Raw genomic sequence first — 14,889 nt, forward strand, 5'->3', positions numbered from 1 at the left:
GCAGATGTAGACGCCAGATGCGACGAAGTGGAGCTTCACGGATACCCGTTCGGCATTTCCTTGAGAAAAGGAACCTGAGCCGTCACCGATATGTTGGACGACGAGGAGCACTTTGAAGAGCTGTTGATTTCCGCCCCAATTTGCCCCCTGTTTGCGTCTCGAAGTTACCCAAGGTTCTGTCTGATTTGCGATCCCTCACCCAGATACTTACAACGTGTTGGAATACATTGCTTTCCTTCGCTCACCTAGGGGAGCCGAAGTGCAAGAAAGGTTCAAGACGGGCGATGATCAACAGGGAGTAGGATTGATCAAGGGCGAACTGCACTTCTGGGGCGCCGCCCAGGGCAGGAATTCGTTTGCGCTACCGACCTTGTGCATGGGAACGGTTAGATGCAGACCTGACGCATGATCGTCTCGATGTTGAATTTGAGGCGATCGTCCAAGGCGTCCTTGTCCATCAGATCGCGCTCGAAAATGATCGAACCGGTAAAACGGTTAGTCAGATAATAGTAGCCGATCGCGGCGATCGTTATATTGAGCTGTACGGGGTCGATGCCCTCCCGGAAGATGCCGGCCTTGACGCCTCTCGCAAGGATTCCCCCGATGAGGCTGACCAGCTTGCGGTTGGTAACCTTCACCTCTTCAGAGCCTTTCAGATGCTTGGCACGATGCAGGTTGGCGCTGTTTACGAGCGTGATGAACTCGGGATGCCTAAGGTAGTACGCCCAAGTGAATCGAACGAAAGTCTCAAGCGCTTCCTTGGGTTCGAGCTTTTCGAGATTGAGCTTCTGTTCTGCCGTTCTAATGTCGGCATAGGCCTGCTCAAGCACCTCCTGGAAGAGCTTATCCTTGCTCTCAAAGTAATGGTATATCATGCGCTTGCTGTTAAGCGAGCGTTCGGCAATCACGTCGACCCGAGCGCCGGCCAGCCCGTTCTTTGCGAATTCCTTTTTTGCGGCCTCCAGAATTCTCGTCTTGGTGGTTTCCGCGTCCCTCGGGGGTTTTGCGGCCCTCGCAGCTCTTACTTTCGAATCCAATGTTCGTCTCCAAGCGAATTCGTGCAAATCATTCGATGTTTATATACGAACCGGTTGGTGCACGAAAGCTGATCTGGTCAACAGTTTTGGCTTGACGAGTGGCATCATTACCAAGTAACTGGTTAGTGCGTTTTGGCGACGAAACAAACATCCGGCACCGGTTTGGAACGATGCATTGGATAGGCCCGGGCGCGTTCTTTTGACTAGACGGGAGGAGAGTCATGTCAACTTTTATCAAGGACTTCATCGAGCGCGAAACGCTCTCGCGCCGCAACTTCATCTTGGCATCCGCAGTGGGAATGGGATCGATGTTCGTGCCGGGGTTCGGCCAGCAGGGCGTCGCCCGAGCCGCGCTCAAGGATCCGGCGATAGCCTGGAGCTACCGTGACCGCGCATCGGCCTACTGGAATGCTATCGTTTCGGGAGGCGAGTCCTTCGTTGAATCGCTCGGCAAACCGAAAAGCGACCTTGTGAGCTTGATCAATGAGGGTTCTTCGGAGAAGTCGCTGGCCGACATCAAGGCGTTCCTCGCCAAGAACAATGGCAACTGCGCCATTGCCTGCGATGCGAACGACAGCCCGAATGCGCGTCCGGTCGTCGAGGCTGTGAAAACGGCAGGAGCCTATGTCTCGACAATCTGGAACAAGACCGACGACCTGCATCCCTGGGACTTCGGCGACAACTATGTCAGCCACATGACCTGGTCGGACGTGGAGCCGGCGGCGCAAACCGCCCGTATTCTCTTTGAAGCCATGGGCGGAAAGGGCGGGGTCGTTCATCTTGGCGGCATCGCGGCGAACAATCCTGCCATCGAGCGTCTGGCGGGTCTCAAGAAGGCTGCCGCTGAGTTCCCGAACATCGAGATTCTCGATGCGCAGCCTGCGGACTGGGACACACAGAAGGGCGCGGCCCTGATGTCGTCGTTCCTGACGCGCTACGGCGACAAGATCAAGGGCGTGCATTGCGCCAACGACAACATCGCCTATGGTGTCATCGAGGCGCTTCGCGCCGAGGGTATCGATGATATGCCGATCGTCGCCTATGACGGCAATCCCGACGCGGTGAAGCTCGTCATCGAAGGCAAGTTGCTGGCCACTGTCTTCACCAATCCGGACTGGGGTGGCGGCATCTCGGCCGCGCTTGCCTATTATGCCGCGATCGGAGCGTTCAAGCCCTCCGAAGAGCCAAAGGAACACCGCGAATTCTACGGTCCGACGATCGTGATTTCGGCCAAGGACGCGGCTGATTTCAAGGCCAAGTACATGGATGCGACCCCGACCTACAACTGGAAGGACTTCTGGTCCCCAACCAAGGGCCAGATCAAGTACGCCAACTAAGCCGACACGGCGGCACGTCAGGGTTACACGGTCGTGCCGCCGCAGACTATCGCATAGACATGAGGGAGGAGTGGTCCGATGATGTCGGTTTCGCGCGAGAATCTTATCAAATGGGCACCTTTCCTTGTGCTCATTGCCCTGGTGATCTTGTTCACCGCCATCAATCCAACATTCTTCTCCGTCCGGAATTTTTCCAGAATTGCCGTGGCGTCAGCGCCTGCGCTTATGGTCGCGGTCGGAGTGACTTTCATCATCGTCATGGGATCGATCGACCTGTCGATGGAAGGTGCTGTCACGCTTGCCGCCGTCCTCTTTGCCTACATGTTCATTGGCCTCGGCGGTTCGCTGGCAGGATTCGGCTGGCTCGCAATTCCGGCGACGCTTATAGTCGGCGCTTTCATCGGCGTCGTGAACGGGCTCGTCCACGTCAAGCTTCGAATACCATCCTTCATGGCAAGTCTTGCGATGGGCTTCATCGGCACCGGCGCGGGGATCCTTTTGACCGGCGGGGATATCGTCAAGGTTTCCGACCCGATATTCCGGGGCCTGCTCACAGTCCGTCTTCTCGGCTTTCCGCTGATGGTTTATGTCGCCGTTCTCGGGCTGCTGGTTGCCTGGTTCATTCAGCGCTACACCATTTTGGGGCGCAACTTCTATGCTGTCGGTGGCGGAGAGGATCTTGCCCATGGTTCCGGCGTGAACGTTGCCCGCGTCAGAGTGCTGGGCTTCGGGCTTGCAGGGATCTTCTATGCCCTGGCGGCGATCCTGGTGGTCGGCCGCATCGGTCAGGCGGAGTCGATCTCGGGCGCCAACTTCATGTTCGTCTCCATTACCTCGGTCGTGGTCGGCGGTGTGGCCTTGTGGGGTGGGATCGGAGGGGTCTGGAACGCGCTCGTCGGCGTGCTGATCGTCGGCGTGATCAACAATGGCATGGTCGTCATCGGGCTCCCTGATTTCATGCAGCAGGGCGTCCTGGGCGCTCTCGTCATTCTTTCGGTGGTCCTTTCGACCGACCGCTTCTCGATCTCCTTTGTAAAGTGAGGGCGTGATGTTCGAACTGAAGTCAGTCGACAAGAAATTCCCCGGTGTCCATGCTCTCAAATCCGTCAATTTCGAAATCGGCCGGGGTGAGATCGTCGGGCTCGTGGGCGAGAACGGCGCCGGCAAGTCCAGCCTCATGAAGGTTATCTACGGGGCATACCAGCCGGATTCCGGGCAGGTCGTCATCAACGGAAAGCCCGTCAAGTTTGCCAATCCCCGCCAGGCGATGGAACACGGCATCGGGATGGTCTTCCAGGAGCAATCGCTCATCACCAATCTCTCGGTCATGGAGAACATATTCCTCGGCTACGAGGCGCAGTTTACGCGCGCGGGCGTGGTGAATTGGCGCAAAATGGCTGAAGCGGCGAAGTTCCAGCTTGCCAAGGTGAAGCTCGACATCGATCCGGCGACGACGACCTCGAAGCTTTCCTTTGCCCAGAGACAGTTGGTGGAACTGGCAAAGGTACTGACGCTTGAGGAACGTATCGCAGGAGATCTCATCATCCTTCTGGACGAGCCGACCTCGGTGTTGAGTCAGGAAGAGGTGAAGCTTCTGTTCAAGCTGGTCCGCGAACTGACGACGCGGGCATCCTTCATCTTCGTATCGCACCGCATGGACGAAGTGATGGAACTCAGCAATCGGGTCTACGTCATGAAGGACGGTCAGGTCGTCGACGTTGTGTCTTGCGGTGACGCCGATGTCGAGACGATCCAGCGCAAGATGGTCGGCCGCAATATCGATCGCGAATACTACCGCGAGAGCAAGCAGACGCCTTATAACGCATCGAAGGTGCTCGTCGAGCTCGACAATGTCTCGCTGCCGGGCAAGGTGCGCGATGTCTCGTTCAAGGTCCATGCCGGCGAGGTGCTCTGCCTTGTCGGAACGGAAGGCTCCGGCCGCGAGGGCATCATGCGCGCGATCTATGGAATGCTGTCTCCGACGAAGGGTCAGCTCAAGATAAAGGGCCTGGCGCTTGCGCACTTCAATCCGATGAAAGCCGTAGCCCTGGGGCTCGGCTATGTTCCTCGTGAGCGGAAAGTCGAGGGAATAGTCGCCGGAATGAACGTCTACGAAAACATGACGCTGTCCCAGCTCGGCCGACGATCTAATGCTGGCGTCATGCGTATCGGTGAAGAGCGCAGCCTCGCGCGTGACTGGATACGCAAGCTCTCCATCAAGGCCCATTCCGAGCAAGCGGACTGCGGCAATTTATCCGGCGGCAATCAGCAGAAGGTGGTTCTGGCCAAATGGCGTTCGGGCGGATCGGACATCATGCTCCTCGATCATCCGACGCGTGGTCTCGATATCGGTGCCAAGGAGGATGTCTACGAGATGATCCGTGAGATGTCCTCGACGGGCGTAGGCATCGTGCTGGTCGCTGACACACTTGAGGAGGCGATTGGCCTCGCTCATACCATCGTTGTTGTCAAGGATGGCAAGGTCACCCGGCGTTTCGACTATACGCCCGGTGCCAAGCCGTCCCTCTTCGACCTTCTCCACGACATGATCTGAGGGCAACATGGATCTTCACAAGCTAAAGCCTCATCTTCCCTGGATCACGCTCTTGGCACTGGTGGCGATCGTCGGAATTCCGAACCCGGATTTTCTCCGGCCCACCAACCTTCTCGAGCTGGCCGGCGACATCGTGCCGCTGTTCATCATGGCGCTCGGCCTGACCTTCGCCGTCTATATCGGTGGCATCGACCTGTCCGCACAATCCGTGGCCAACATGGTTACGGTCATCGCTTCGGTCTACCTGGCCGGCATGGGGGCGTGGGTCGCCGTCGTCTGCGTCGCCTGCGGTTTCCTGCTGGGGATGGTTTCAGGCTATGCGACCACGAAACTATTCGTGCCGTCGTTTATTTCGACACTTGCGGTCGGCGGCCTTGCATTCTCGGTGGCGCAGTGGCTCTCGGGACAGCGTGCGCTCAACATGAACGCAACGCAGCGTGACGACGTTTTCGGATGGATGATCGGTCATGTCGGCATCATCCCGAACGAGCTCTTCCTTGCCGCAGGCCTTTTGCTGATTTGCCTGTTCATCGAACGTCGTACGCGGCTCGGCCGCGTATTCAAGGCAATCGGTGCTGGAGAGCCGGCTGCCGCAGCTTCGGGGATCGATGTCGGCTTTTATAAAATCCTCGCCTTTGCAATCTCCGGAGCCATGGCAGCCATTGCGGGTCTGCTGTTTGCCGTCAAGCTTTCTGGCGGAGCGCCAACGATCGCAAACGGCTTCCTTCTGCCTGCAATCGTTGCGGTTCTCGTCGGCGGGACGCCATTGACGGGCGGTGTCGGCGGCGTTCTGAACACCGCGATCGGCGCGATGATTGTCGCAGTGATCCGCTCGTCCATGCTGTATTTCGGCATTGAGGCGACCCAGCAGCAGATGGTTTTCGGGCTGGTTCTGATTATCGCGATCGCTTTGACGATCGATCGCTCCAAGCTGAAAACGGTGAAGTGACGTGAGCGCAACCGAAACAATGAAAGCCGCGGTTCTGGTCGCACCTGGAAAATTCGAGGTCCGTCATGTTCCCATTCCCGCGATCGGTCGTGACGACGTCCTCGTGCGCGTCATGCAGGTCGGCATTTGCGGGACGGATATCCACATGTTCCATGGCCGTTACGCGGCCGAGGCACTGCCGATCATCCCGGGGCACGAGTTCTGTGGCACCGTCGAAAAACTCGGAGAGGGTGTATCGAACCTCAAGGTCGGGACGCGCGTCGTCGCCGACATCAACATCGGATGCGGTACCTGTTATTGGTGCCGCAGAAACGAAGTGCTGAACTGTGCAGAGGTCACGCAGATCGGCATCGGACGCGACGGAGCTTTCGCAGAGTTCGTCGCGGTGCCCGCCCGCCTGGTTATTCCAGCGCCTTCCGATATCGCGCCGGAAACGCTGGCGCTGACCGAGCCCGTCGGCTGCGTCGTCCGTGCGGCAAAGAAGGCGCAAGTTTCCCTCGGAGACTCCGTTGTCGTGCTCGGTGCGGGTCCGATCGGCAACCTGCACGTGCAGATGATGCGCTTGGCCGGCGCAGCGCCGATCGTCGTGTTCGATCTGTCGAAGGCACGCTGCGAGGCAGCGCTTGCCGCCGGTGCCGATGTCGCCGTCTCCGATCCCGCCAAGCTCAAGGATGCGGTTCTCCGCGCCACGGACGGGATCGGCGCCGATCTCGTCATCGAGAGCGTCGGGCTGGTCAAGCTCTATGAGACAGCCTTCGATCTGATCCGAAAGGGCGGACATGTCGCGTTCTTTGGTATTGCCGGGCCGCAAGACAGCCTGGCGGTGCCGATCCTGCAGACGGTTCTTCAGGAAAACAGCCTGAAGGGGTCTGTCGCCGCGATGGGCGAGGACATGAGGCAGGCACTGAAGCTTTTGGTCAACGGAAGGTTCGATGTCAGCCCCTTTACCGGAGCGATCTATCCGCTCGCCGACATACAGCAGGCATTCGACAGTCTGCCAAATAGACCGAGCGACCTGAAAACCCAAATTCGGATGTCGTGAGACACTCCCAGCCGCGCCGCCAATGGGCGCTGCGTGCTTGAACTTTAAAGATGGAGGATCAAATGGATCAGCTAGCACCAAGACAGCGCCTGCCGGAAGAACCCAGGCAGTTCGGCTTTTTCGTCGACGGGCAATGGAAGACCGGCCAGGGTGTTTTCGAGCGTTCGTCCCCCGGCCATGGCGTGCCGGTATCACGCACGGCCCGATGCACGATCGAGGATCTGAACGATGCGGTTGCGGCCGCTCGGCGGGCTTTCGAGAATGGATCCTGGTCGGAAATCTCCGGTGCCGAGCGAGCGGGAGTGCTTCTACGTGCCGCCGAGATCTTGAAACGCAGGCGTGAGGAGGTGGCATATTGGGAAACGCTCGAGAACGGAAAGCCGATCTCGCAGGCACTCGGTGAAATTGATCATTGCATTGCCTGCTTCGAGACGGCAGCCGGGGCCGCCCGCGCCCTGCATGGCGACAGCTTCAACAATCTCGGAAAGAACCTGTTCGGCATGGTGCTGCGGGAGCCGATCGGTGTCGTCGGCCTCATCACCCCGTGGAATTTCCCGTTCCTCATCCTTTGCGAACGCGTTCCGTTCATTCTCGCGTCGGGCTGCACCCTCGTGGTGAAGCCCTCGGAAGTCACCAGCGTCACGACGTTGCTGCTTGCCGAAATTCTTGCCGAAGCCGGCCTGCCACGCGGTGTTTACAACGTCGTCACGGGGTCGGGACGCACGATCGGTCAGGCGATGACCGAACATGCCGACATCGACATGGTATCCTTCACCGGGTCGACGGCCGTCGGTCGTGCATGCGTCCATGCGGCGGCAGACTCGAATTTCAAGAAGCTTGGCCTGGAACTTGGCGGCAAAAATCCGATCATCGTCTTTGCCGATGCCGACCTTGAGGCGGCGGCGGACGCTGCGGCGTTCGGTATCTCGTTCAATACCGGACAATGCTGCGTTTCTTCGAGCCGACTGATCGTCGAAGCCAAGGTCGCAAGCGAATTCGAGGAACTGTTGGCGTCGAAGATGAAGAGGATCGTCATCGGCGACCCCCTCGATCCGGCGACACAGGTTGGAGCGATCACGACCGAAGCGCAGAACAAGACGATCCTGGACTATATCGAGAAGGGCAAGGCCGCAGGCGCAAAAGTGCTGGTGGGCGGTGCGAAGCTCGACCATGGGGGCGGCCAGTATATCCAGCCGACGCTCTTTAGTGGCGTTCGTCGGGACATGGCGATCGCGACGGATGAGATCTTCGGCCCGGTTCTCTCCAGCTTCACATTCGAGACTGTCGACGAGGCGGTGCAAATTGCGAACGACACCGTCTACGGGCTCGCGGCGAGCCTGTGGACGTCTGATGTCAGCAAGGCGCTTTCCGTCACGCGACGCGTCAAGGCAGGGCGCTTCTGGGTGAACACCATCATGGCGGGTGGGCCGGAAATGCCGCTTGGCGGCTTCAAGCAGTCCGGTTGGGGCCGCGAGGCCGGCATATATGGTGTCGAGGAATATACCCAGATCAAGTCCGTGCACGTCGAACTGGGCAAGCGCCAACCCTGGATCGTGTGATGAAGAACGCATTCGACTATATCGTCGTGGGCGGCGGATCGGCGGGCTGTGTTCTGGCAGCCCGTCTGTCCGAGGATCCCGGCGCGAGGGTTTGCCTTATCGAAGCTGGCGACCGCGACAGGAATCCGCTCATACACATGCCGGTCGGCTTCGCAAAGATGACGTCCGGCCCGCTCACCTGGGGGCTGGAGACAGTTCCCCAGAAACACGCCATGAACCGTGTCATTCCCTACGCGCAGGCCAAGGTTCTGGGTGGCGGTTCTTCCATCAACGCCGAAGTATACACCCGCGGACATCCGAGCGACTACGACCGCTGGGAGCAGGAGGGCGCCGAGGGATGGAACTTCAGCCAGGTGCAGAAGTATTTTCTGCGCGCCGAGGGCAATGCCGTCTATTCCGGCCCGCTTCACGGGGCCGATGGCCCGTTGAGCGTTTCCAACATTCCAGAGCCGAACCTGCTGACCAAGGCGTTTGCGAGAAGCTGTCAGGAATATGGAATTCCTTACAACCCCGATTTCAACGGCGAAAGACAGGAAGGGGCCGGGATCTATCAGATTACGACCCGCAACAACAGGCGTTGCTCGGCCGCCGTCGGCTATCTCAAGCCGGTGCTTGACCGCCCGAACCTGACGTTGGTGACCGGCGCGCTTGTTCTTCGGGTCGTGTTCGAGGGGAGGAGAGCGACCGGTGTCGAATATGCCGTCAACGGCCGCAAGATGCTTGCCACGGCCGGGACTGAAGTGATCGTGACTGCCGGCGCGATTGGAACGCCAAAACTGCTCATGCTCTCCGGCGTCGGTCCCGCGGACCATCTTCGCTCCTCGGGAATAGCTGTCGTCCATGATCTCGGCGGGGTTGGCCAGAATCTGACGGATCACTACGGCGTCGACATCGTTGCCGAGATCAAGAACCGCGACAGCCTGGACAAGTACAACGAACTCCGTTGGATGATATGGGCGGGCCTGCAATACGCGCTTTTCAACTCCGGGCCCGTGACGTCAAACGTCGTCGAGGGCGGTGCTTTCTGGTACAGCGACAGGGCTGAAGCGCGTCCCGATCTCCAGTTTCATTTCCTGGCAGGCGCTGGCGCTGAGGCGGGTGTGCCTTCGGTTCCAAAGGGATCATCGGGAGTGACGTTGAACAGCTACACGCTGCGGCCAAAATCACGCGGCACGGTGACATTGCGGTCGTCCGATCCGCGCGACTTGCCGCTCGTCGATCCGAACTTCCTGGCAGATCCCGACGATCTAAGGGTCGCAGTGGAGGGCGTGAAGATCAGCTGCGAAATCATGCGGCAATCTTCACTGCAGAACTACGTGAAGACGGTCCATTTTCCGGATGGTGGCGTGCGTACGCAGTCGCAGTTCGAGGACTATGCGCGCAGGTTCGGACGAACCTCTTATCATCCGACATGTAGCTGCAGGATGGGCACGGACGGTATGTCGGTCGTGGACCCGAAACTGCGCGTCCATGGTCTCGAGGGCATTCGCATCTGCGACAGCTCGACCATGCCATCGCTGGTCGGATCCAACACCAACGCGCCGACGATCATGATCGCGGAACGCGCATCCGATTTCATCAGAGGCAATCGCTGATCCAAGACGTGCAAGAGCCGAGAGAGGCTGGCAGCCCTCTTTCGGCTCTTGTTTCTCGCTATGACGTCGTGGTGTATCAGAAAGGGGCCGCGCCGGATGGCTGCGGGTCGATGCATGAGCAGCGTGCCGACAGGGAGACAGGCCTAAGCCAGAAATGCCGTCCACCGGCACGCTGAGGATTTAGCCGGCCGATCCATCCCATTCCGGCGCCCAGGGGACCTTTGTCTTGTCGACGCACCTGAAATTGGTGCCTGTCAGGGCATCGATACGCCGCATGTCGATGCTGGTAAGGGTAAAGTCCATGATGTCGAAATTTGCCCGCATATTTTCAATCTTGGTCGACATGGTGTTGATCGCAACGCCCTTCTGCAGAATCCATCTCAACGCGACCTGGGCCGGCGTCTTTCCATAGCAGGCGCCGATCTCACCGAATTCCGGATAGCGGAAAACCTCGCCCCTGGCGACGGAGCTGAAGGAGGCAAGCGGAATGCCTGTCTGGCATGAGGCATCGAGCAGGATCGACTGATCGAGGAGCGGATGGAACTCCACCTGGTTGATTGCGACCTCTCCATCAAGCTGCGATTGCGCCTCCCGCATCATGGCCGCGGTGAAATTCGAGACGCCGATCTCGCTTACAAGTCCCCTGCGCTTGGCGTCACGAAGCAACGACAATGTCTTGCGATTGTCTCCGGAAGGATCCGGCCAATGGAGAAGCAGGAGATCAATTCTTGAAACGCCGAGTGCGCCCAGACTTGTCTCCACCGATTTCAGGAATTTCTCCCCACTGTAGTTGTCCGGATGCACTTTTGTCGTGATCAGGAGGTCCGAGGTAGACACTTTCGCCTGGCGAATGGCCATGCCGAGATCGGCTTCGTTCTCGTACATCTGAGCGGTGTCAAACGCCCGGTAGCCGACGCTATGCGCCGCCACGAACGCCTTCTCCAGATCTTCGCCCTTGAGCGGATAAGTTCCAAACGACCGCTCATAGCCGGGTCGAAAGCAGATCGACATTTTCTCTCCTCCCACACGATAGCTCCTGAAAATTTTCGGAAATCCAGAGCCCGAAAATTGGCCGGAACACATTGTTTTTCAAGCTTGCACTTAAATGTACGATCTTCTATAACGCACTAACTAGTTACTTTCAATAGCCGGGAGGAAGCCTATGTCAAAGATCAGGAGTGCAGCGGAAGTCGCGGCGCAGATAAAGAATGATGCCATCGTCGCCGTGAACTCTTCGAGCGGCCTTTGCTGCCCCGATGCGGTGCTGGCGGCCATCGGTGAGCGCTATCGCAATGAGGGTGCGCCGAGTGGGCTTACAACCATCCATCCCATCGCAGCAGGCGACATGTTCGGCACGAAAGGCGTCGACCATCTCGCGCAGCCCGGGCTGATCAAGAAGATCATCGGCGGGTCCTATCCGTCGGGGCCGTCGTCGGCCGAGCCGCCGTTGATCTGGCAGATGCTCGGACGCAACGAGATCGCCGCCTACAACGTGCCGAGTGGCGTCCTGTTCGACATTCTCCGGGAGGGTGCCGCCCTTCGTCCGGGCGTGCTTACGAAGGTCGGAATGGAAACCTTCGTCGACCCCGATCAGGAAGGCTGCGCCATGAATGACGCCGCAAGGGGCGACCCGATCGTCTTCCGCGAAAGCTTTGCGGGCGAGGACTGGCTGTATTTTCCATCGATCCGTCCTGATGTCGCCATCATCAGGGCAAGCACGGCCGACGAGCGCGGCAACCTGACTTTCGAGCACGAGGGCGCCTATCTGGGAGAGATGGAACTTGCTCTTGCAGGCCACAATAGTGGCGGCATTGTCATCGCGCAGGTGAAGCGCATTGCGAAAGCGGGTACGCTAAAGCCGCACGACGTGCGGGTGCCCGGCATCCTTGTCGACTATATCGTCGAAGCGCCCGATCAACTGCAGACGACGGCAACGTCTTATGATCCGGCGATTTCGGGCGAGCTGTTTCGGCCGCTCGACAGCTTCCGCCTGCCGGAATTCGATGTTGCCAAGGTGATTGCGCGCCGCGTTGCCAGAGAGCTTCAGACGGGCTGGGCGGTGAATATCGGCTTCGGTATCTCTGCCAATGTTCCACGAATCCTTTTGGAAGAGGGGCGCCATGGCGAGGTCACCTGGGTCATCGAGCAGGGCGCAGTCGGAGGAATTCCGCTCCTAGACTTCAAATTCGGATGCTCCTCGAATGCGGAAGCCTTCGTCGCATCTCCCCACCAATTCGCTTATTTCCAGGCAGCCGGGTTCGACGCGTCGCTTCTTTCCTTCCTGCAGATTGATCGAAATGGTTCGGTAAACGTGTCGAAACTGACGGTACGTCCGCATGTCACGGCTGGCGCTGGCGGCTTTGTCGACATCACATCCCGCGCGAGAAAGATCGTGTTCTCCGGCTATTTCAACGCAGCCGCCAAGCTGTCCGTCGCCGATGGAAAACTGGTCATCGATCGTGAAGGCAAAGTCGCCAAAATCGTCGACCAGGTCGATCAGGTTTCTTTCTCGGGAAAACGAGCCGTCGCGCAAGGTCAGGATGTCACTTACGTCACCGAGCGCTGCGTCCTGAGGCTCACTCCGGAAGGCCTCATGGTGACCGAAATCGCTCCAGGCATCGACCTGCAGGCGCATGTTCTCGACCAGGCGCAGACGCCACTTCTGGTCTCCCCGGACCTGAAGATCATGGATACGGACCTGTTCAGGCCGCAGGCGGAGTTGAGCGGTCAATCAAGACGGGATGCAGCATGACGGAGGCGGCGCGCAGGATAATCCTCGAGTTCGAGGAAGACATTGCTATCATGACCATCCGGCACACGGAGAGCCTGAACGCGATCAATGACGAGGCGGTGGAGCAGATCTATGAAGCCTGCCGGGCGATTGAAAAGCGCGTGTCGATCCGCGTGCTTGTCATCACTGGCGACGGGGAGAAGACTTTCTCCGCCGGAGGTGACATCAAGGCATGGGGCGCGCTGACACCGCAACAATTCGGGCGCGACTGGATCCGCCGCGGCCACGACGCGTTCGACGCGGTGGCCCGGCTTCGCGTGCCGGTCATAGCTGTTCTGAACGGTCACACGTTCGGCGGCGGTCTGGAATTGGCCGCTGCGGCCGATTTGCGCATTGCCGAGGAGCATGTGAAGTTCGGGCTTCCCGAAGCGGGCCTCGGCGTCATTCCGGGCTGGTCCGGGACGCAGCGGGCGGTGCGCCGCTTCGGCCCCGCGATCGTCCGGAGGATGGCGATCTTCGGGGAGGTTCTCAATGCCGAGCAGGCACTGACATCGGGCCTCATCGAACTTCTGGTTTCTAAAGGCGAGGGGCTATCGAAGGCAAGGGAGATTGCCGCGACGGTGCGTGCTCGGGCGCCACTGGCGACCGAAATCGTCAAGATGCTGATCAATGTCGCAGAAGAAGAGGAAGGGGCGCGCGTATTGGATGCGATTGCAGGCATGTGCGTGGCGTCTACGGACGATCTTGCCGAGGGCGTCGCAGCCTTCAAGGAAAGGCGCAGGCCGGACTTCAGGGGTTCGTGAGATTGATCTAAGGGGCGACCTTCCGACGCCATTCCTCGGCTTGGTGACGGAGTTGTCAGCGATCTGTCAAAGTGGAAGGGCCGGACTTTTTAGATCCGACCTCAGTCGCTCGCAACAGGTGTGCCGGTTAAACTGTCGGAACAGGCGCATCTTCACGCAGCAGCCCCTGACGCTTTAGCTCGCTCCAGAAGTCGACCGGAATCGGATGGCTGAACCATTCGAGGTTCTTTTGCAACTGCTCGACGGTCCGTGTCCCGGCAATGAACGAGGGAATCGCTGGATGGGCGACGACGAACTGCATGGCGGCGGCCGGCAGAGGCACCGCGAAATCCCGGCAAACGGTTTCGATGCGGCTAACCCGGTCGAGGATCTCCGCGGGAGCCGGGACATAGTTGTACTTTGCTCCATCGACGGCGCCCGTGGCGAGAATGCCGGAGTTGAACCCGCCGCCGATGACGACGGCCGCGCCGCGTTCCTCGCAAAGCGGAAGAAAGGTGTCGAGCGATTCCTGCTCCAGCAGCGTGTAGCGTCCGGCAAGGAGGAAGCAGTCGAAGTCACGCTGCTTCAAGGCCTCGTGGCAAACCTCCCATTCGTTGACACCGACGCCGATTGCGCCGACGACACCCTCGTCGCGAAGCCTCGAGAGCGCTCGCCAGGTTCCATCCATGGCCGCCCTGAAAACCTCTGGCTGTTCCGCCCCGCGCGTGAAGACATCGATATCGTGGATGAAGCAGATGTCGATCCTCTCAAGCGCCAAGCGCTGAAGCGAATCCTCAAAGGAGCGCATGGCCCCATCATAGGTATAATCGAAGACCATCTCGTTGGCGGCTGCATTGTTCCACGGCGAGAAGTTGATTTCGCTTCTCCTGCGGGGTTTCAACAGCCGGCCGACCTTTGTCGAGAGGATGAGCTGATCTCGGTCCTTCCAGCGAAGCGAGTGACCGCAACGGAGTTCCGATAGGCCATGGCCATACATCGGCGCCGTATCGAAATATCGCACGCCGGCATCCCAGGCGACCTGGACCATTCCGTCGGACGTCTCCTCATCGATCGGGCGAGAGAAATTTCCGATGGGAGCTGTGCCGAAGCCAAAAGTCGTGACCTCTAAGTTCGTCCTGCCGAATTTTGCCTTGGATGATGGATTCATGTGCTGCCTCCCTTGCTAATGCACCATGTGGTTAGTTAGATTACAGATCCTGGGACTGATGACAAGTGCTTGGCGTGGAAGCGCTCGCAGCTTAATCAAAAAAGCAGCACGAACTCGCCCTTTTATCGCTCCGGC

At 59.0% G+C, this 14,889-nt stretch carries 12 protein-coding genes; 9 read left to right on the plus strand and 3 right to left on the minus strand.

The features are described from left to right. Window positions 1–386: 386 nt before the first annotated feature. Window positions 387–1,037 (minus strand): TetR/AcrR family transcriptional regulator, encoded by a 651-nt coding sequence (locus BSK43_RS15830; RefSeq protein WP_077472878.1) that lies wholly within the window; start codon window positions 1,035–1,037, stop codon window positions 387–389. A 221-nt stretch (window positions 1,038–1,258) separates the two neighbouring features. Here BSK43_RS15830 and BSK43_RS15835 point away from each other — a divergent pair, with 221 nt between their 5' ends. The 7 genes from BSK43_RS15835 to BSK43_RS15865 all read left to right on the plus strand — a co-directional run bounded on the left by BSK43_RS15835 (window position 1,259) and on the right by BSK43_RS15865 (window position 10,073). Then, entirely contained in the window at window positions 1,259–2,374 is a 1,116-nt protein-coding gene (locus tag BSK43_RS15835; RefSeq protein WP_077472877.1) for a sugar ABC transporter substrate-binding protein, read from the plus strand. 78 nt (window positions 2,375–2,452) lie between these two features. Beyond that, window positions 2,453–3,415, plus strand: coding sequence for an ABC transporter permease (locus tag BSK43_RS15840; RefSeq protein WP_077472876.1), 963 nt, complete (start codon window positions 2,453–2,455; stop codon window positions 3,413–3,415). A 7-nt stretch (window positions 3,416–3,422) separates the two neighbouring features. Continuing rightward, a complete protein-coding gene (locus BSK43_RS15845; protein ID WP_077472875.1) occupies window positions 3,423–4,928 on the plus strand; it encodes a sugar ABC transporter ATP-binding protein in 1,506 nt (501 codons plus the stop codon). A 7-nt stretch (window positions 4,929–4,935) separates the two neighbouring features. Further along, window positions 4,936–5,877, plus strand: coding sequence for an ABC transporter permease (locus tag BSK43_RS15850; protein ID WP_077472874.1), 942 nt, complete (start codon window positions 4,936–4,938; stop codon window positions 5,875–5,877). A 1-nt stretch (window position 5,878) separates the two neighbouring features. Next, a complete protein-coding gene (locus tag BSK43_RS15855) occupies window positions 5,879–6,919 on the plus strand; it encodes an alcohol dehydrogenase catalytic domain-containing protein (RefSeq protein ID WP_246662591.1) in 1,041 nt (346 codons plus the stop codon). 62 nt (window positions 6,920–6,981) lie between these two features. Beyond that, complete coding sequence (locus BSK43_RS15860; RefSeq protein WP_077472872.1) at window positions 6,982–8,478, plus strand: aldehyde dehydrogenase family protein; 1,497 nt, start codon at window positions 6,982–6,984, stop codon at window positions 8,476–8,478. Beyond that, window positions 8,478–10,073 carry a GMC family oxidoreductase N-terminal domain-containing protein gene (locus BSK43_RS15865; protein WP_077472871.1) on the plus strand — a complete coding sequence of 532 codons (1,596 nt, stop codon included), beginning with the start codon at window positions 8,478–8,480 and terminating at the stop codon, window positions 10,071–10,073. The genes BSK43_RS15860 and BSK43_RS15865 overlap by 1 nt, the downstream gene beginning before the upstream one ends. 180 nt (window positions 10,074–10,253) lie before the next feature. On the opposite strand, the gene BSK43_RS15870 is transcribed toward BSK43_RS15865, so the two are convergent. Beyond that, on the minus strand, window positions 10,254–11,084 hold the full coding sequence (locus tag BSK43_RS15870) for an aldo/keto reductase (RefSeq protein WP_077472870.1): 831 nt from the start codon (window positions 11,082–11,084) through the stop codon (window positions 10,254–10,256). A 151-nt stretch (window positions 11,085–11,235) separates the two neighbouring features. Between BSK43_RS15870 and BSK43_RS15875 the strand changes: the two genes are divergently transcribed. Together BSK43_RS15875 and BSK43_RS15880 are read left to right on the plus strand one after the other, a co-directional pair. Then, the gene (locus tag BSK43_RS15875) at window positions 11,236–12,825 is read left to right on the plus strand and encodes an acyl CoA:acetate/3-ketoacid CoA transferase (RefSeq protein ID WP_077472869.1); all 1,590 of its coding nucleotides are present in this window, start codon (window positions 11,236–11,238) and stop codon (window positions 12,823–12,825) included. After that, entirely contained in the window at window positions 12,822–13,607 is a 786-nt protein-coding gene (locus tag BSK43_RS15880) for an enoyl-CoA hydratase/isomerase family protein (RefSeq protein ID WP_077472868.1), read from the plus strand. The genes BSK43_RS15875 and BSK43_RS15880 overlap by 4 nt, the downstream gene beginning before the upstream one ends. Before the next feature lie 127 nt (window positions 13,608–13,734). On the opposite strand, the gene BSK43_RS15885 is transcribed toward BSK43_RS15880, so the two are convergent. Further along, the gene (locus tag BSK43_RS15885; RefSeq protein ID WP_077472867.1) at window positions 13,735–14,754 is read right to left on the minus strand and encodes an aldo/keto reductase; all 1,020 of its coding nucleotides are present in this window, start codon (window positions 14,752–14,754) and stop codon (window positions 13,735–13,737) included. Between the last annotated feature and the right edge of the window lie 135 nt (window positions 14,755–14,889).

Source organism: Rhizobium sp. P44RR-XXIV (assembly GCF_001999485.2).
GTDB lineage: Bacteria > Pseudomonadota > Alphaproteobacteria > Rhizobiales > Rhizobiaceae > Rhizobium.

What these genes read in the sequence shown, in the direction of transcription:
- BSK43_RS15870 (WP_077472870.1), bottom strand. Translation starts at nt 11,084, where the DNA reads ATGTCGATCTGCTTTCGACCCGGCTATGAGCGGTCGTTTGGAACTTAT.
- BSK43_RS15860 (WP_077472872.1), top strand. Translation starts at nt 6,982, where the DNA reads ATGGATCAGCTAGCACCAAGACAGCGCCTGCCGGAAGAACCCAGGCAG.
- BSK43_RS15835 (WP_077472877.1), top strand. Translation starts at nt 1,259, where the DNA reads ATGTCAACTTTTATCAAGGACTTCATCGAGCGCGAAACGCTCTCGCGC.
- BSK43_RS15875 (WP_077472869.1), top strand. Translation starts at nt 11,236, where the DNA reads ATGTCAAAGATCAGGAGTGCAGCGGAAGTCGCGGCGCAGATAAAGAAT.
- BSK43_RS15885 (WP_077472867.1), bottom strand. Translation starts at nt 14,754, where the DNA reads ATGAATCCATCATCCAAGGCAAAATTCGGCAGGACGAACTTAGAGGTC.
- BSK43_RS15850 (WP_077472874.1), top strand. Translation starts at nt 4,936, where the DNA reads ATGGATCTTCACAAGCTAAAGCCTCATCTTCCCTGGATCACGCTCTTG.
- BSK43_RS15865 (WP_077472871.1), top strand. Translation starts at nt 8,478, where the DNA reads ATGAAGAACGCATTCGACTATATCGTCGTGGGCGGCGGATCGGCGGGC.
- BSK43_RS15880 (WP_077472868.1), top strand. Translation starts at nt 12,822, where the DNA reads ATGACGGAGGCGGCGCGCAGGATAATCCTCGAGTTCGAGGAAGACATT.
- BSK43_RS15840 (WP_077472876.1), top strand. Translation starts at nt 2,453, where the DNA reads ATGATGTCGGTTTCGCGCGAGAATCTTATCAAATGGGCACCTTTCCTT.
- BSK43_RS15845 (WP_077472875.1), top strand. Translation starts at nt 3,423, where the DNA reads ATGTTCGAACTGAAGTCAGTCGACAAGAAATTCCCCGGTGTCCATGCT.